Below are 17,644 nucleotides of genomic sequence, written 5' to 3'. Positions count from 1 at the left end.
CGGAAAGTTTTCGCTCGGAAATTGTCGTCCTTTCACCGTGCTACTTCGTTGACGTCAATTTGAAAATGTGCAGGCAGCGTCTGCACCTTACGGCGTGGGCTTTGTCTGCCCGTTCTGGCCTGCGTTCATCATCGCGTCTCTTTCCGCCCGGTGTTTGGCGGCAACCTTCTCTTGCGCAGCCTGTATATCGGCGGGGTACGAACCATCGTCTCCCTGGGATGGGTTGTAACCCGCGGCCTCCAGTTCTTCGAGTTCATGCATAACTTCCGCACGTGTGACTTGATGGGGTGCGGGCTCCGGCATGGCTTGCGCAAAGACGCTCACTGAACTTGCCATCAGCACGGCTCCTGCCATCACGAAGCTGAGTAATGGCGAGACAGTACGACGATTCAACGAATCCGATTTCATGTTGGTACTCCTTGTGCCTTGCGGGCGAAAGAATGACGGACGTTCACTGAGCCGTGTTGTCCGTGGCAGATGCGTTGCGCTGCGCCAGATGTTCGCGCGCTTCGTGCGTGCTCACCTTGCAAGACTGCACGCATGTGCCAGTTATTCCCGCATTCGCCTGAAGGCAGTGGAGAGCAGGAGAAAGCGCTTCAGTAGCGCTCGAAGGCGACTTGCAACGCTTGCATGTCGTCCGTTTGGGTGAGTGCCAGCGTCAGAAGGATGCGGGCCTTTGGGGGGATCTGATCTTCGACGGTGAGCCAGCCGTATTCGTCGTCGGGTTGTGCGCCATTACGTAGCACGATTCCATTGCCGGTACGCGATGCGCGCACCACGTGAACCCCGCGTCGGGCAGCGTCGCGCAGCGGCTCGATGAGGTGCTCTGCAACGTTGCCGTTGCCGGTGCCCACATAGATCAGCCCTCGTGCGTGCGCGGCGATTGCCTCCACTGCGTCGGGGGCGAGCGCGCCGTACGCATAGACGATGTCTACTTTCGGCAATGCCTCAAGCGTATCGATCGACCACGGCGTGTCGAGCGTATGGCCACGCCATGGGCGACGATAGTAGCGCGGCCGGCCTTCGATCACATGGCCAAGCGCGCCGTACGGCGAACGGAACGCCTCGAGCTTGACGCTGTTGCACTTTACGACGTCCCGGGCAGTGTGGATCTCGTCGTTGGCGACGACCAGCGTGCCGATGCCACGCGAGGATGGGTGCGCAGCTACCGCAATCGCATCGTAAAGATTCAACGCCGCGTCGGAACTCATTGCCGACGGCGGCCGCATCGAGCCGACCACGACGACGGGCTTGGCGCTCTTGAGCGTGAGATGCAGAAAGTACGCAGTTTCCTCGATCGTATCGGTACCGTGGGTGATCACAACGCCATCAACATCATCCTGCGCGAGCAGTCTGGAAACGCGCTTGCCGATTGCAAGGAGATGCTCGTTGTTGAAATTCTCGGAGCCGGTTTGCAGCAATTGCTCCGCGCGCAAATTCGCCAGCGCGGACGCATGTGGAATCGTGCGGAGAATCTCATCGATGCCGAGCACAGAGCACAGGTAGGCCGACGTGTTGATGGCGGCTTTGCCCTGGCCGGCAATGGTGCCGCCTGTACCGATAACGGTGATGTTGGCCTTTTCTGTCATGCGCGGTCGATGATGTTTTGGAGGGGAAGCGGCGTCACGTAATGCATCGCCTTGCGGCGTCAGTGCGAAAGGGAAAATGCGCTGCGTAGTTCCTGGCCGTTGCTGCTTGCCAGCCACTGCGCCAGCAGCGCCGCCGAACCCGTCGCAAGCGTGAAGCCGAGCGCACCATGGCCGACGTTGAGCCACAGATTGCGGTAGCGCGTCGGTCCGACGATCGGCGTGCCGCGTGGCGTCGCGGGGCGCAAGCCGATCCATTCGCTACCCGCGCAAGATCTTGCGACGTCGGGGTACATGGCAGCCGCCTCCGCCCGCAGCGTCGCAAGACGTGTCGGATCGGGTTCGAGCGAATAGCCGTCGATATCGGCAATGCCCGCAACGCGCAGGCGCTCGCCGAGCCGGGCATAAACCACCTTGCGGCTAAAGTCGGTAATGCTCACTTGGGGCGCGGCCGTCTGTGGTTGCAGGTCGAACGTCAGGCTGTAGCCTTTGAGCGGATAGATCGGCACACGGATGCCGATCGGCTTCAGTAGCCGCGCCGCCGCCGAGCCTAACGCGACGACGACATGGTCTGCGGCGAGCGGCGCACCGTCGCTCCAGGCTTCGACGCCACCGTTTGCTGCAGGCCTCAGGCAATCGATCGATGTGTTCATCAGGAACCGTACGCCGCGAGCGCGCAGCAAAGCTTCGAGGCTCTTGCAGAAGCGTTCGCAATCGGCCGTATCTTCGCTCGGCGTATGGATGCCGCCCGCGAGAAATGGCCGCAGGTGCGCGAGCGTCGGTTCGAGTTCGACGCACGCATCGGCGCTCAGCGCCTTTTGTTCGCAGCCGAGCGTGCGCTGGAATTCAAGCAGCTTGACCGCACTCTGCATCTCGCTCGCGTCACGATGCAGCACGAGCTTGCCCGAACGGACGAAGTCGAAGTCGAGCGCCGGTTCGGCGGCGATCAGTTCATGGATCAGCGTCCGGCTCAGGAACGACAGCGATAGCAGCTTGCGCGTCGTGAATTCGCTTTGTTCGCGTGTGCATGCCGACAGGAATTCGAAGCACCAGCGCCACTGTTCGGTGCTCAGCTTCGGGCGGAAGCGCACCGGTGAATCCCCGCGCGTGAGCCAGCGCGGCAGCTTCGAGACGACACCCGGGCCGGCGAGCGGTGCGACATAGCTGTACGACAACTGGCCGCCGTTGCCAGAACTGGTCTCGCTCGCTACCTCCGGATGCCGGTCCGCGACCGTTACGTCGTGGCCGGCGCGGCTCAGGTAATACGCGCTCGACAGGCCAATGACGCCCGCACCGAGGATCAATATCTGCATACAGCTGCACTCGCTTTTTCGTGTGTTTGCAGGGAGGCCATGTGCCGCGGGTGCGTCGTCAGCCCTTTGACTGGACTGTACGGCGCCACCGATGCGCCGAATTGCATTGATCTGCCGGAAAGTAGAAGAATCGCGACAGGCGTGCGGGTAGCAGCGCGGCCGGATGGATCAGGCGGCGGCCGCGCCTCGTGACGCGCGCAGCTTGCCGGGCGTTACGCCATACGCTTCGCGAAACACGCGGATGAAATGCGCGGAGTCCGCGAAGCCGCATTCGTAGGCGATATCGGTGATCTTGCGCGCTGTATTGACCAGCATCCAGCGTGCGTAGCGTAGTCGCATCCGCCGGTAAAACTCGTTCGGCGATGTGTTCATCTCGGTCGCAAACGCGCGCTCGAGATTGCGCACACTGGTGCCGATCATCTTCGCAATGACTACGATGTTCAACGGTGCTTCGAGGTTCTCTTCCATCAGCAGCACCGCGTGACGCACGGTTGCATCCTCGACCGACAGATAGCCGAGCGCCGCGCGCCGCTCGACGAACGAGGAGCCGCCCTGGCGGCTAACCGTCATCTGATGGATCACTTTTGACGCACGGTCCGGTCCGCAGTGCAGGCTGATCAGGCGCGCGGCCATCTCCACCACGGAAATGCCGCCCGCACAGGTGATGCGCGTGCCGTCGATCAGGTAGTCGGCGTGAGTCACGACGCGCAGCGCCGGGAACATACGCCGGTAATCGTCGAGGTGAAAGCTGTGCACGCAGGCGACGTGGTCTTCCATCAGGCCGGCACGCGCCAGAACGAAGCTGCCCGTGCACATGCCGATGAGCGGAACGCCCGCCTCGGCAGCCTGTTTCAGATAGTCCCAGTAGCGCCGGTCGACCTGATCGAGGTGGGGAAGCAGGCCGCCAATCACGACGAGATAGTCGAATTGCGTGACGTCTGGAAACGTGGACTGCGCCTGCACCGGAATGCCGCAACTCGCTTCGACCGATTCGCCCTGTGCGCCGACGATGGTCCACAGGCAGCGTAGCTGACGGCTCTGGTCGCCGCGGTCCGCTGCATGACGCAGCGCATCACACAGACCGCCCAGCGAAAGCATTGGAAAGCGCGGCCACAACAGGATGCCGACGCTCAGTTCCGCGCCCGAACGGCTCGGGCGCGCCTGAAGCGTGCGCGGCAGCGCGTCCAGTTGTTCGACCAGTTGGTGAGCAGTCTGGGTTAGCTGACTGGAATTGTCGGCAGTCGTCATGCGCGAACTCGAGGGCGGATCGCCCAGATTATACGGCGACGTCCGGCGAATCGGTCCGAGGCGGCCCTGTCGCAATTCTTCTATTTTCCGGCAGATCAATGCAATCCCGAGGCTTTCTGGCTGCATAAATTCAAACCGCTAACGAACGACGCCGCACTGTGGGGTGCGAACGATCCAGCGAAGGCAGGCACACCGTCCACAGGCCGCGTGTTTCCGATCGGCGGGCGGCCGTTACCGTCCGTTCCGACCATTACAACTTCTTTTCGGGTGAAGCATGAGCACAAGCACAGTCTTGGGTCGCGGTATGGCGACCGTCTGCATTCTGGGAGTATCGGCGGCCGCTGCAGTGGGCGTCGCTCGTGCCGACGAGATGGTGAAGATCGGCGAGGCCGCACCCGTGACGGGGCCGGCCTCGTATCTTGGCAAGGACACCGAGAACGGCGCCCGGCTCGCGATCGAGGAGATCAACCAGACGGGCCTTGTGATCGGCGGAAAGAAGGTGACGCTGGTCTTCGACGCGCAGGACGATGCGGGCGACCCGCGTCAGGCCACCCAGGTCGCGCAGAAGCTGGTGGACGACAAGGTCGTCGCGGTGGTTGGCCATATGCAGTCCGGCTCGACGATTCCGGCGTCGAAGATCTACAGCGATGCAGGCATCGCGCAGGTGTCGCCGTCCGCGACGAATCCCGCCTATACGAAGCAGGGCTTCAAGACCGCGTATCGCGTGGTCGCGACCGATGCCCAGCAAGGGCCGACGCTGGCCGACTATGCAGCGAAAACGCTAAAAGTCAAAACGATCGCCATCGTTGACGACTCGACCGCATACGGCCAGGGTCTTGCCGTCGAATTCGAAAAGCAGGCGAAAGCCAACGGCATTACGGTGCTGTCGCACGACGCGAGCACTGACAAGGCCGTCGATTTTCGGGCGATTCTCACAAAGATTAAGGGCGAAAAGCCGGACGCGATCATGTATGGCGGCCTCGATGGCACGGGCGGTCCGTTCGCGAAACAGGCGAAGCAGTTGGGCATGACGATGAAAGTGCTGGCCGGCGACGGCTTGTGTGCCGACGATCTCGCGAAACTCGCGGGCGATGCGGCCGACAACGTAATTTGCTCGATTGCCGGCGCGCCGCTGCTGAAGATGAGCGGTGGGCCGGCGTTCGTCGAGCGCTACAAGAAGCGCTTCGGTTACGCACCGGTTCTGAACTCGCCGTTTGCGTACGACGCGGTGGGTGTCATTATTGATGCGATGAAACGCGCGCAATCAACCGAGCCGGCAAAAATCCTTGCTGCCATGCCTGCGACCGATCATCAGGGGGTGCTCGGAGAAACGCAGTTCGATGCGAAGGGCGATCTTAAGCACGGCGTGATTTCGCTCTACAAATACGTCGGTGGCAAGCAGGCGCTGCTCGGCGTTGTCGAGCAATAAGCGGATTTGCGGGTGGTGCTTTGCCGGGCGCTTAAAGTCACCTATCAGTGCGCGGATGCGCCCGGCATTTACTGCACCACGCAATCCACGTTGTTCTTCGCACCGGAACTCTGATTCGCCGGCGCATTCTTGCTGATCGACAGCGGCATCGTGACCGGCACACCCTGTGTCGCCACCAGGGGAGATCGTGCCGTTATTGAGCAGGGCGCCGGTAGTGGATCATGGCGAGAGGCTTGCCGCCGTGGCGGCAAGCCCAACTTCAGTCAATGAAATCGGCACCTGTCGTCAGGACAATCTTTCCAAAGTGGGTGCCGGAGTCGATCAGTTCGTGAGCGCCGCGAGCGTCGGCCAGCGCAAAGGTCTTGTAGACAACCGGTTTGATCTTGCCGCTCTCGAAGTGCGGCCACACATGCTGCTCGAGTTCATTGACGATGGCCGCCTTGTCAGCGGAGGTGCGCGATCGCAACGTTGAGCCCATATGCGTCAGACGTTTCGTCAGCATCGGTACGAGGTTGAGATCCTTCGCCGGTCCCTTGATCACGCCCACCTGGAGGACCCGTCCGTCCATGGCGGCGGCTTCATAGTTTCTAGCCACGTAGTCGCCGGCAATGATGTCGAGGATCACGTCGACGCCTCTTTCATCGGTAAACCGCTTCGTTTCGGTGACGAAATCTTCTTCGCGGTATTCGATCGCGAGGTCTGCACCTAGCGCCAGACTGGCTTCCCGATGCGCCTGCGAGCCCACGGTCGTGATGATTTTCGCAGCGCCGAATGCCTTCGCCAGCATAGTCGCCGTGGTGCCGATACCTGACGCGCCGCCATGGATCAACACCGATTCGCCGGCAACCAGCTTGCCGCGCTGGAACAGGTTCAGCCATACCGTCATAAACGTTTCGGGCATGGCACCCGCTTCGACCAACGTCAGGCCTTTGGGGATATGCATCGTGTTGCAGGCGTGAGCGACGGCATATTCCGCGTAGCCACCGCCGGGAATCAATGCGCACACCAGGTCACCGATCTGGAATTGGGACACGTCGGCGCCGACAGCAACCACCTGACCTGCCACTTCCAGCCCCGGAATGTCCGAAGCGCCGGGGGGCGGATCATACAGACCTTTACGCTGGAAAACGTCTGGGCCGTTCACGGCAGCCGCGTGGATGCGAATCAGAACCTGATCGGCGTCCGGCACCGGCACCGGGCGCGTAGTCGGCACGAGGACCTCAGGACCGCCGGGCTGTTTGATTTCAATCGCCGTCATGGTCGACGGCACACGATAAGTTGAAGCAGACATGGATACCACTCCTTCGATTGATGAGGCTCGATTGATCCGGTCGGATCACCTGGCGAGGAACTCTTGCATTCAGTATAGGCATCGACATTGATGAATAAACGCAGCATTATTCATGTGGTGAGATGCAAATTTGCATCAGGAGGATGGCACGATGAACTGGGACGACGCGCGAGTGTTTCTTGCGGTGGAGCGCGAAAAAACGCTCCGTGGAGCGGCCAGGACGCTCAATCTCGATCAGGCGACGGTCGGCAGGCGGATTGCGGCGCTGGAGCACGCGCTGCGGGCAACGCTCTTTCTGCGCACCTCTGAGGGTTACGCGTTGACTGCCGCAGGGGAGGCCGCGCTGAGGTCGGCGGAGAAAATGGAACAGTCCGCGCACGAACTCGTCAGACGAACCCAGGGCACGGATACGCGGCTTGCGGGGGACGTAAGAGTCACCAGCACGGACTCGATCGCGCTCGATTTTCTGCTGCCTGCCATCGAACGCCTGCATGCTGCGCATCCCGAAGTGCGCGTCCTGCTGGACACGTCGACGCGCATGCTGAATCTGGCAAAGCGTGAAGCGGATATCGCGGTCCGGTCAGTCAGGCCGGATAACCCCGATCTTGTCGCGCGGCGCCTGGCGCGCTGGCCCATGGCGCTCTTTGCATCGAATGCTTATCTCGAGCGGCAGGGCAAGCCCGTTCCTGGCTCCGCATTCGAGGGCCACGATCTTGTCGTCTATCAAGGAAGCTGGACGGGTAATCGATCACCGACTCTCGCTGGCGAACCGGTACACGCGGGGCGCATCGTATCGACTTTCAATTCCAGCCTTATGCTGCGTACCGCGGTAAAGGCCGGCATCGGCATCGGTGAGCTTCCGATCCATCTGGCTGAACGCGACGGTCTCGTGCAGATATGGCCGGAACCCACACGTGGGGCGGTCTATGAAACCTGGCTCGTCACGCATCAGGACCTTCGGCATACCGCGCGCATCGCAGCGATGATTGACGGCATCGTCTCCGCGTTCGAAGATCTCACGACCCGCACAAACTAGTCACGCGCGAGCGCTCATTCGCCGTCCTCGACTGAGTTGATAAGATTGTTCCGCAACGTCACGATCGCCTTCTGCATCTTCTCGAACTCGTCGGGCGCGAGGCCCGTCGCCTCGACGAGGTCCATCTTCAGGGCTTTTTCGCGTAAGCGTCGTCCGCTTTTCGTCAGACAGATCCGCACCTGACGCTCATCTTCGGGATCGCGCTGCCTTTCCAGATAACCCATCACTTCAAGCTTCTTCAGGATCGGCGTGAGCGTATTGGATTCGAGAAACAGCTTCTCGCCCAGTCCGCCGACGGTCTGATTGTCTGTCTCCCACAGCGCAATGATCGTGATGTATTGCGTGTAAGTGAGCCCGAGCTCCTCGAGTATCGGCTTGTATGCCTTGCCGAACGCCAGGTTCGCGGAGTAGATCGCAAAGCACAGATAGTCGGAGAGCATTCGATTTGCGGGTGCCGGTTGATCGGTGGATTTCATCTGTATCCTCTTTGGCTGGAGCCTGATGTTTCACAAGACGTACGAAGCGACATGTATCGTATGCGATTATATCGCAATGTAGTGAAATTTGGACCGCTGCCGCATTCCCTAAAAAGATGTTCAGTGAAAGGCACGTGCGTCAGCGAGACGCATGTGCCTTGGTGAATTACGCCGTGACGATGTTCATTCCAATCTCGATGTTGCCGTGCACGGACTTCGAGTACGGGCAGATCTGATGGGCGAGGCGCGCGACTGCCTCGACGACTTCCTTGTCCAGACCCGGCACGCGGATGGTGAACTCGGCGCCGAGGAACCACGCGGTACCGGTCTGCCCAATGTTTACCTGGATGTCCACGGAATAGTCGGACGGCAGCGTGACCTTCTTCAACTGGGCCGCAATGCCGAACACGGTGGTGTAACAGGCCGACCACGCACCCGCAAACAACTGCTCGGCTCTCGGGTGCGGCTCGGTGGCGATGAACTCGAGGTTTTCAAGGCCGGGCGCTGTCAGCTTGAGGTCGAAGACGCCAAACTCGCCGCGCTGGAGATTGGGGGCGCGATTGACCGTGGCGTGGCTGTTGCCTGAGGCGAGGACTTTTTCGATCTTTTCCATGATGGCTTCCTTGGTGGGTACGAGTGTTAAGTGTATTTTATGTGCATGCGATATAATCGCATGCGATCAATTTAGGGCGAAGACTAGTGGGACGCGTATGCCTGATCCGGTCACGCCGTGACGACATTCAGGCCGACCTCGATGTTGCCGTGCACAGCCTTCGAGTATGGGCAGATCTGATGGGCCAGGTGCGCGACTGCCTCGACGGCTTCCGTTGCCAGACCCGGCGCGCGGATGGTGAACTGGGCGCCGAGGCAATGACCGGCGCCGACTGACCCAATGCTTACCTGGATGTCCACGGAGTAGTCGGACGGCAGCGTGACCTTCTTCAGCGACGCCGCAATCTCGAACGCGCTGATGTAGCACGCCGACCATGCGCCCGAAAACAACTGTTCGGCTCGCGGGTGCAACTCGGTGGCGATGAACTCGCGGGTTTCACCGTCGGGCGCTGACAGCTTGAGGTCGAGGACGCCGAGCTCGCCGCGTTGGACATTGGGGTCGCGATTGATCGTGGCGTTGCTGTTGCCTGAGTGGAGGACTTGGTCGATCTTGGTCATGATGGATTCCTTTGTGAGTAAGGGTGTCAAGCTGCTTTAAATCGCATGCGATGTAATCGCATGCGTCATATAGTGAAGGAAAGGTCGGCGGATGTCAATCGCAAAAGATTTAATCGCATGCGGTATTTCGATAGGATGAGCGAAAATCCTGCGGTAGCAGCCGGAGGAGCGCCCGGCTGCCCGTGGCATTTCACTCCACGGGCCTGCTGGTCCGGATTACGTGACAATCACGGCATCATCCCGAACGAAAAGCCGCACGACAGAACCGGAATCGGGTGTGCTCTCGATGAGCAGCTTCGCGTCGATCAGCCTGGCGCGCTCGGCCATGCCCTGCAGTCCGTACGAGTAGCCGGCTCGTGCGGTAACCATATCAAAGCCCCGGCCGTCATCGCAGATGGTCAACTCGACACCCGCTTCGGTGTTGGCCAGTGTCACATCGACGCGCGATGCCGCGGCATGACGGGCCACGTTGGTCAGCGACTCCTGCACGATGCGGAATAGCGCTGTCGCGCGGAAATCCGAGAAAGTCGGTTCGGAACCCGTGACATTGAAGTGACAAGGAATGTGCGTATGGCGGGTGAAATCCTCCGCGAGCCATTCCAGCGCGGAGGCGAGGCCGAAATTCAGTGCGACCGGCCGAAGGTGGCTGGCCACATTGCGCACGATCTGGATGGTTTGCTCAACCAGATCGCGCATCTGCTCGGCTTTTTGCATGGCGGCGGTACCCGTTGTCAGTTGCATCCTCAGCAACGACAGGTCCATTTTCAACGCGGTCAGCAACTGGCCGAGTTCGTCGTGGACTTCCATCGCGATGTGCTTCCTTTCCTCCTCGCGAATGGCTTCCAGATGCGCGGACAACTGCTGCAACTGTTCGCGCGACGCCAGCAGTTCCAGCTCGGTCCGTTTGCGCACCACGACTTCCAGTTCGAGCTGGTCGCGATGGCGTCGCAGGCTTTCCACCGCATGCTTGCGGGCCGTCATGTCGGTCAGCAGGCCTTCAAGTCCCCTAAGGCTACCGTCGTCATCTGTCGCGCCACGTGCATTCAGCTGAACCCAGATCGGTGTGCCGTCGAGACGCTGTAACTGCAGTTCGAGTCCCACGATCCCACCCTGCATGCGCAGAATTTCGAACAGGGTTGCAATCTGTTCCGGCGAGAACGGCTGTTTGTGGGGGGCGCTCGTCGCGGCGTCGATAAGGTCGGGCACGTCGCGATAGCCGAGCAGCTGCGCCATTGCCGGATTGGCTTCATCCAGTTGCCCCTTCCGGTCCAGCAGGAAGATACCCTCGAGGGCATTCTCAACGATGCTGCGGTATTTCCGTTCACTGGCGCGCAGACTCACCGTCGATTCCTGAAGGCGGTCGGCCATGACATTGACGCGCAAGGCGAGCCTGCCCAACTCATCGCCCGATTCAACCGTGCAGCGCGCACGAAGGTCGCCGCTCGCGATACGGTCGACCATTTCCTCAAGACGGTTGATCGGGCTGCGCACCATGCGCTTGAGCAGCAGAAAGGTCGCGGCGTAGAGCACGGCAACGACAGCCGTGATCATGGCGAGAATCGCCTGGCGGGCGTCGCTGATCGCCTGTTCTGCCACCACCTTCGTGAGGACGACACGAACCTCGCCGATCTTTTCCCTCGGTGCATCGCCGGGTGGGGTGTATTCAATTGCCCTGACACGCACCACGCTGTCGGCAGGTTTCGGCTGAACGGCTTTCCCCGTGGTGGACACCGTACCGTAGCCCACTGCGGTGACGGTGAATTGGGCCACTTCGGGATTTGGCGCGAGCGCGGCAAGCTGGCCGTTGATCGCACCAAGATCGATGTTCCACAGAGGTTGCGCGAGAGATCGGCTGAACAGGTCGGCGATCCGGGTGGCGCGCTCCTCCAGTTCGGTGAGTCGGCGCTGCCGTTCGTGCGCGATCAGCCCATACGCCGACGTACCGGCCACGATCGCGACAAGTATGACGAGCGCCAGCATCAGCTTGGTGTGCAAACTGGGCGAGCGTAACGTGAGCCGTGGGGACAGACGCATCATGAAGCCCTGGACGCCGTGTCCAGAAGATATTGGAGATTGAAGTCGTAGGGGCCCGGACGCGGAGATCGGGTTTTCGAGTACTGGCCAAAGTCGAGTATCGCTCCGCTCCGGAAAACAAGATCAGCGTAACGGGCGGCGTTCTCGCGATGGATCACGGTGAGAAAGTCGAGCTTTTGGCGCAGACCTCCGTTCGTGGCAAAGTCGTTGCCCTGACTGTGATCGTGCAACAGAACCATCGCCCAGGCGCCGAGGAAGTAGTCGCCTGCCATCATGGCCGCCAGGCCGCCGTCAGCCACCCTGGCCAGTGCCTCCTGCAACGCACCCATGCCCCCAACCAGAACGCGCGCATTGCGCGCCTTGACGGCGTCCAGTGCCCCGAGCGCCATCGCGTCGTTGGCGGCCCAGATCACATTGGCGTCCGGATACCGGGCGAGAAGCACGCGTGCCTTTTGATCGCTGTCGGCATAGCTCCAGTCGCTGAAGACCAGTTGGCAGGTGTGTGCATTCGAAGCGTGAAACAGGAAGTCGTCGACACCGGCAGCACGCTCCAGCGAGACCGGCGTGCTGGGGTCTCCCGTAATACCGATCACCTGTGCCCCGTGCTGGCCCAGTTGTTGATACAGAAATTGCATCAGCCGGTACCCGGCGCGCTCAGCGTTTGCCGTCACCGTGCCGATCCAGTTCGGAATCAGTTGCCGTTCATTGCCGACCGCGCGACGCTGATCGGGTGTCAGGTCATTGTGGATGAGCAGCACCTTCGCCGGCGAGCGCGCCAGCGTCCTGAGCATCTGCTGTGCGGCCATCTTTTCGTTGACGATGACGACGTAGTCCGGCGCGTCGGTGCGTCGCGCAACCTCTTCTGCCTGGCGCTGCATCAGTAGATGGTCACGTTCCGCGTACAGAACCTCCAGTTGCATATTGAAGGTCTGCGCCGCCATTGTCATGAATCGGGAGACCAGTTGCCAATGCTGGCCCGTACCGCGTTGCACAGCCTCGCCAGGGTTGAGGAACACCACACGCGGCGCGCGCCTCGTGGCAAAAGCGCGGCCGGATACGCCGGTCAGGCCGGCATACGCGCAGGTGAGCAACGCTTGCCTACGATTCATAAGACGATTCACCCGATTGCCGCCAGGAGGCGCGGTTGCACGCCGTGCGAGGATCGCGGTTACGCGACGGACACGGCAAGGCACATTCTACGTGCGAGGCCGGCGTTGGCAATATTCGACCACGGATAGACTGGCATATCAGGTGCGGTACTGGCCAGCAATCTCTTCGTCGTTTCGCTCACCGGTTAATTTCCGTTTCTTTTGCAGTGACGGAGACCGTTCGGTCAAGCGAGCCGCTACGTCCTTATCCGGAGAACCCGCAGCCGCGAACTGCCGTCGATATTCGGCCGGCGTCGCCTGCTTCGCGGCCTTGAACTGTCGATTGAAATTGGCGACGTTCGCGAAGCCCGAACGAGCAGCGATGACGGCAACCGGCAGGGCGGTGTCAACCAGCATTCGGCACGCGTGACCAATACGAACCCGGGTGATATACCGGCCGACGCTCTCACCGATATGCTGAACAAAGTAACGCGTGAGCGTGCGTTCCGACAGGCTGGCGGCCGCGCAGAGCTCTGACAGTCGCAAGGGTTCGGCAAAGCGCGCGTCAATCATCGAGAGGACCCGGTTGATCCGTTCGGGCTCGTGGCCGGATGGACCGGTGGACGCCTCGTTGAAAGCACTCGGCGAGGCGAGCGGCTGGCCCGGCGCGTCGGCGAGCGTGCACATAATGTCGAGAGCGGCGCCGAGGCGGTCGCGTGCCACGCTCGATAGCAATTGTTCCAGGCGCTCGCGCATCCATTTGCCGGCAGGCGGTTCGAAGGCCAACCCACACGCGGCCCTGCGTAACAGCTTGCGCAGTGGCTCGTATTCGGGGCAGCAGTCCGCCATACGCCGCGCCCAATCGCCGTCGAACCAGATGACGATGGCGACCTGTGGCGAGGACGGATCGATCGAACGATTCGACGCCCAGGTGTGCGGAAGATCCGGCGGCACGAGGACCAGATCCTCAGCTTCGTATTCGTTCACCGAGTCGCCGATGTAGCGCTTGCCATGACTGTTCATCGTCAGCGTTAACTCGTACTCCGGATGGTGATGCCACTCGAACGGAATACGCGGCAGCCGCCGGTGGTAAACCCGCACCGAACAGTCCCCGCCGAAGTCGACATGCTCATAGGCTGGTTTCATGGCCGAATACGCAAAAAGATTGCCTGAATAGTATCACCAAGCCACGCATGCGCGTCATATCCTCGGGGCATATCAAATCCCTACGGAGACAGTCATGGCGTTGAAAATCGACGATTTGCCGAGCGCAATCCGGCAAGCGAAAAAGGAGTTGCGCGCGGCGCTGCCAAACTACCGGCAGGTCTTTGCCGAAGTCGAAGAAGCGATCAGCACCGAGGCGAAGCGAATCGCTACGCAGCGGGATCGTGGAGAAGACGTCATCCCCGAGATTCAGTTTTCCGACATTGGCGAACAACGCGTCACCGCGGACCTGATCGCGCTCGTCAAGGCGCGCGGCGCATGCGTGATCCGTAATGTTTTCCCTCGTGCGCTGGTGCAGAGCTGGGACGAGGATATTGCCGACTATGTCGAGCGCAATAATCTCGACAAGCGCCTGGAAAGCCGTGCTGAAGACAAGTACTTTGGCCAGCTGGCGTCCAGCAAACCGCAGATCTATGGGGTGTACTGGTCGAAGCCGCAAGTGCTGGCCCGTCAGTCGGCGTCGCTGACCGAGGCGCGTGTATTCCTGAACCGGCTGTGGCGCAATGAGAGTGGCGGCCAGGTGCACTTCGATCCGGAGCGCGTGCCTGTCTATGCCGATCGTCTGCGTCGCCGGCCGCCAGGTTCTGCGTCGCTTGGCCTGTCGGCGCATTGCGACGGCGGGTCGGTTGAGCGCTGGATCGAAAGCAATTTCCGGAAGGTGTACCGCCACGTGTTTACCGGGAACTGGCGCGACTACGACGCGTTCGATGCGGCTTTCCGACCCGACGTGCAGGAGATCGCGTCGCCGGCCGTATGTTCGATGTTCCGCACATTCCAGGGCTGGACTGCCTTGACGCCGCAAGGCCCGGGCGACGGCACGTTGCAACTCGTGCCCATCGCCAATTCGATGGTGTACATCCTGCTGCGCGCGCTTCAGGACGATGTCGCAGAGGACGACCTGTGCGGTGCAATGCCCGGACGGGCGCTATCGATCAAGCCGGAATTTCATGCGCCTTTGTTCGAGGCGCTGTCGTCGATTCCCAAAATGGAAGCGGGTGACACCGTGTTCTGGCACAGCGATGTCATCCATGCGGTCGAAGACGAGCACAAGGGGGCGGGTTACAGCAACGTGATGTACATCGCCTCGGCGCCCGCGTGCGCCAAAAACGACGCTTATCTGAAGCGCCAGTTGCCGAGCTTCCTCAAGGGCGAAAGCCCACCCGATTTTCCTGCAGACCATTTCGAAGTGGATTTCCGCGGACGTGCCACGGCTGACGACCTGACGCCGCTCGGCAAGTCGCAACTTGGGTTTGACCTGTAGATCGGCAAAGACGTCTAACACGCATGAAAACGGGCATGTATGCGCGTTCGACTGAGCCTCGAACGCACTGCCCGATTAAATAACGAAAACTTCGGAGACTGCAATGAAACGATCACTTACGTCGCTTGCGACGGGCATTACGCTGCTCATGGCTGGAACGCATGCTGGTTTGGCCGCCGAACAGCTTTCGGTACTGCACTGGTGGACCTCCGGCGGTGAATCGAAAGCGATCCGGGTGCTGAAGGACGACATGACCAAACAGGGCTATGAGTGGAAGGACTTCGCCATAGCGGGAGGAGCGGGCGCGGCGGCCATGACGGCGCTGAAGACGCAGGTCATTTCGGGCAACGCGCCATCGGCTGCGCAGATCAAGGGTCCTCTGATTCAGGATTGGGCCGATCAGGACATGTTGGTCAATGTCGATCAGTCCGCTACAGATTGGAAAGCGCATTCGCCGGCGCAGATAGATAGCTCCATGAAGGCAGGCGGTCACTATGTGGCTGCGCCGTTCTCGGTACACCGAATCAACTGGTTGTGGATCAACAAGGCCGACCTTGCAAAAGTCGGGGGCACGGCGCCCACTACGTGGCCGGAATTCTTCGCGCTCGCCGACAAATTTCGAGCAGCGGGCATCACGCCCGTCGCGCATGGTGGCCAGCCCTGGCAAGACATGACCATCTGGGAGACGGTCGTGCTCTCCCAAGGTCCGGATTTCTACCGGAAAGCCCTCGTTGATCTCGACCAGAAAACGCTGACTTCGCCGCAAATGGTGCAGGTGTTCGAGATCGTGCAGAAGATCCGAGGTTACTTCGATAAAGGCTATCACGGCCGTGACTGGAATCTCGCGACGGCAATGGTCATTTCCGGCTCGGGCGGCATGCAGTTCATGGGTGACTGGGCGAAGGGCGAATTCGCCAATGCGAACAAGAAGCCAGACGTCGACTATATTTGCGCGGCCGCGCCTGGTACGTCGAATGCCTACACGTACACCGTGGATTCGTTCGCGTTCTTTCAGCAGAACGGTAAGAAGCAGGCGTCGCCTGGGCAGCTTGCGCTTGCAAAGACGATCATGTCCGTCGATTTCCAGCAGCAGTTCAGTCTCTACAAGGGTTCAATTCCCGTTCGGCTGGACGTTCCCATGGACAAGTTCGATAGCTGCGCCAGGAAATCATTCGCTGACGAGCAGGCCACGATTAAATCTGGCGCGTTCTTGCCTTCGTTGGCCTTCGGCAACCTTCAGTCTCCGGTTACCGCTGGCGCGATTACCGACGTCGTAACGAATTTCATGAACTCGAACGAGGACCCGAAAGAGGGCGTGCGCAAGCTTGCCGCTGCTGCGAAGATCAAGTAGACGGGCGTTGCATGCCAGCCAGTCTGGAATGAATGCCTTCACTCAGGGCAGCGGAGTAAGTGCTAAAGCGCTCATTCCCGTCGACAAAGGAGATAAAGATGGATCCGGTAGCAAAGCGTAAATGGCCGCGTTCAGGGCTCGAGACAAGCGTGATGGGTTTCGGCGCCGCGCCGATTGGCAACATCTTCAGGCCGATCAGTGAAGTGGATTCGGCTGCCTTGATCAAGGCGGCGTGGGACGCCGGCGTGCGCTACTTCGACACCGCGCCGATGTACGGGCACGGGTTGAGCGAAGCGCGCTGTGGTCAGGGGCTGCGCTGGTATCCGCGCGACCAGTTTGTGCTGTCCACCAAGGTTGGTCGCTTGCTGAAACCGCGCAAACGCGCCGAGATCAACTTTGAACCGTGGGTTGACGGGTTGCCTTTCGAACCCGTTTTCGACTACAGCTATGACGGCACGATGCGTTCGATCGAAGACAGTCTGCAGCGTCTGGCGCTGGAACACATCGATATTGCGCTGATTCACGACATCGACGTATTTACACATGGGAAGCGCCAGCCCGAGATGTTCGAGGCGGCGATGGCGGGTGCGGCGAAAGCACTGCTGAAACTCCGCGACGAAGGGGTCGTGAAGGCGGTGGGCCTCGGTGTCAACGAGTGGCAGGTCGCGCACGAAGCAATTCGCCGGCAAGATTTCGACTGCCTGTTGCTGGCTGGCCGCTACACCTTGCTCGAGCAGGACGCGCTGGACGGTTTCCTGCCGCTGTGCGAAGAGAAGCAGGTGTCGGTCATTCTCGGTGGCGGCTACAACAGCGGCATTCTCGCGACGGGTGCGGTGCCCGGCGCGAAGTACAACTATTCGCTCGCGCCGGAGCCAATTCTTGAACGCGTGCGCAAGATCGAGCAGGTATGTCAGGAATACTCGGTACCGCTCAAAGCGGCGGCGCTGCAATTCGTTCTCGCCCATCCCGCGATCCCGACCAACGTCCCCGGCGTGCGTACGGTTGCTCAGCTGGAGGACAACCTGCAAACCTTCAGGGCTGATATTCCACCGGCGTTCTGGGCCGAGCTGAAGCGCCGGGAGCTGATCCGGCAGGACGCGCCGACTTCTTCTGTTGATAGCCTTTAGCAGGCTCGCA

At 60.7% G+C, this 17,644-nt stretch carries 16 protein-coding genes; 5 read left to right on the top strand and 11 right to left on the bottom strand.

Going from position 1 to position 17,644, the window contains the following annotated elements; translation table 11 throughout:
* Positions 1–87 precede the first annotated feature (87 nt).
* The 4 genes from PQQ86_RS33875 to PQQ86_RS33860 all read right to left on the bottom strand — a co-directional run bounded on the left by PQQ86_RS33875 (position 88) and on the right by PQQ86_RS33860 (position 4,147).
* Positions 88–408, bottom strand: a complete 321-nt coding sequence (locus tag PQQ86_RS33875) for a DUF4148 domain-containing protein (RefSeq protein WP_408277206.1) — start codon at positions 406–408, stop codon at positions 88–90.
* Between the two features lie 188 nt (positions 409–596).
* Positions 597–1,589, bottom strand: a complete 993-nt coding sequence (locus PQQ86_RS33870; RefSeq protein ID WP_408277203.1) for an asparaginase — start codon at positions 1,587–1,589, stop codon at positions 597–599.
* Positions 1,590–1,648: 59 nt separating this feature from the next.
* Positions 1,649–2,899 carry a D-amino acid dehydrogenase gene (locus PQQ86_RS33865; RefSeq protein WP_408277200.1) on the bottom strand — a complete coding sequence of 417 codons (1,251 nt, stop codon included), beginning with the start codon at positions 2,897–2,899 and terminating at the stop codon, positions 1,649–1,651.
* A gap of 168 nt (positions 2,900–3,067) precedes the next feature.
* A complete protein-coding gene (locus tag PQQ86_RS33860) occupies positions 3,068–4,147 on the bottom strand; it encodes a GlxA family transcriptional regulator (RefSeq protein ID WP_408277197.1) in 1,080 nt (359 codons plus the stop codon).
* A gap of 274 nt (positions 4,148–4,421) precedes the next feature.
* Here PQQ86_RS33860 and PQQ86_RS33855 point away from each other — a divergent pair, with 274 nt between their 5' ends.
* Positions 4,422–5,576, top strand: coding sequence for an ABC transporter substrate-binding protein (locus PQQ86_RS33855; protein ID WP_494478232.1), 1,155 nt, complete (start codon positions 4,422–4,424; stop codon positions 5,574–5,576).
* Between the two features lie 259 nt (positions 5,577–5,835).
* On the opposite strand, the gene PQQ86_RS33850 is transcribed toward PQQ86_RS33855, so the two are convergent.
* Complete coding sequence (locus PQQ86_RS33850; RefSeq protein ID WP_408277190.1) at positions 5,836–6,867, bottom strand: NAD(P)H-quinone oxidoreductase; 1,032 nt, start codon at positions 6,865–6,867, stop codon at positions 5,836–5,838.
* Between the two features lie 151 nt (positions 6,868–7,018).
* Here PQQ86_RS33850 and PQQ86_RS33845 point away from each other — a divergent pair, with 151 nt between their 5' ends.
* The gene (locus PQQ86_RS33845; RefSeq protein ID WP_408277187.1) at positions 7,019–7,903 is read left to right on the top strand and encodes a LysR family transcriptional regulator; all 885 of its coding nucleotides are present in this window, start codon (positions 7,019–7,021) and stop codon (positions 7,901–7,903) included.
* A gap of 14 nt (positions 7,904–7,917) precedes the next feature.
* On the opposite strand, the gene PQQ86_RS33840 is transcribed toward PQQ86_RS33845, so the two are convergent.
* The 6 genes from PQQ86_RS33840 to PQQ86_RS33815 all read right to left on the bottom strand — a co-directional run bounded on the left by PQQ86_RS33840 (position 7,918) and on the right by PQQ86_RS33815 (position 13,817).
* Positions 7,918–8,379 carry a MarR family winged helix-turn-helix transcriptional regulator gene (locus tag PQQ86_RS33840; RefSeq protein WP_408277184.1) on the bottom strand — a complete coding sequence of 154 codons (462 nt, stop codon included), beginning with the start codon at positions 8,377–8,379 and terminating at the stop codon, positions 7,918–7,920.
* Positions 8,380–8,545: 166 nt separating this feature from the next.
* Positions 8,546–8,992, bottom strand: a complete 447-nt coding sequence (locus tag PQQ86_RS33835) for an OsmC family protein (RefSeq protein ID WP_408277181.1) — start codon at positions 8,990–8,992, stop codon at positions 8,546–8,548.
* 110 nt (positions 8,993–9,102) lie between these two features.
* On the bottom strand, positions 9,103–9,549 hold the full coding sequence (locus PQQ86_RS33830) for an Ohr family peroxiredoxin (RefSeq protein ID WP_408277178.1): 447 nt from the start codon (positions 9,547–9,549) through the stop codon (positions 9,103–9,105).
* A 216-nt stretch (positions 9,550–9,765) separates the two neighbouring features.
* Complete coding sequence (locus PQQ86_RS33825; RefSeq protein ID WP_408277176.1) at positions 9,766–11,586, bottom strand: sensor histidine kinase; 1,821 nt, start codon at positions 11,584–11,586, stop codon at positions 9,766–9,768.
* On the bottom strand, positions 11,583–12,692 hold the full coding sequence (locus PQQ86_RS33820; RefSeq protein WP_408277174.1) for an ABC transporter substrate-binding protein: 1,110 nt from the start codon (positions 12,690–12,692) through the stop codon (positions 11,583–11,585). The genes PQQ86_RS33825 and PQQ86_RS33820 overlap by 4 nt, the downstream gene beginning before the upstream one ends.
* A gap of 138 nt (positions 12,693–12,830) precedes the next feature.
* Positions 12,831–13,817 (bottom strand): helix-turn-helix domain-containing protein, encoded by a 987-nt coding sequence (locus PQQ86_RS33815; RefSeq protein ID WP_408277171.1) that lies wholly within the window; start codon positions 13,815–13,817, stop codon positions 12,831–12,833.
* A gap of 94 nt (positions 13,818–13,911) precedes the next feature.
* Between PQQ86_RS33815 and PQQ86_RS33810 the strand changes: the two genes are divergently transcribed.
* The 3 genes from PQQ86_RS33810 (at position 13,912) to PQQ86_RS33800 (ending at position 17,634) form a co-directional block, all read left to right on the top strand.
* Positions 13,912–15,156 carry a DUF1479 domain-containing protein gene (locus tag PQQ86_RS33810; RefSeq protein WP_408277168.1) on the top strand — a complete coding sequence of 415 codons (1,245 nt, stop codon included), beginning with the start codon at positions 13,912–13,914 and terminating at the stop codon, positions 15,154–15,156.
* Positions 15,157–15,259: 103 nt separating this feature from the next.
* Positions 15,260–16,507, top strand: a complete 1,248-nt coding sequence (locus tag PQQ86_RS33805) for an ABC transporter substrate-binding protein (protein ID WP_408277166.1) — start codon at positions 15,260–15,262, stop codon at positions 16,505–16,507.
* Positions 16,508–16,605: 98 nt separating this feature from the next.
* Positions 16,606–17,634, top strand: a complete 1,029-nt coding sequence (locus PQQ86_RS33800) for an aldo/keto reductase (RefSeq protein WP_408277163.1) — start codon at positions 16,606–16,608, stop codon at positions 17,632–17,634.
* Positions 17,635–17,644 lie beyond the last annotated feature (10 nt).

This window comes from Paraburkholderia sediminicola, assembly GCF_046026675.1.
Classification (GTDB): domain Bacteria; phylum Pseudomonadota; class Gammaproteobacteria; order Burkholderiales; family Burkholderiaceae; genus Paraburkholderia; species Paraburkholderia sediminicola_F.
The sequence above is the reverse complement of the archived record's forward strand: the minus strand, read 5'-3'. Positions and strand labels throughout refer to the sequence as shown.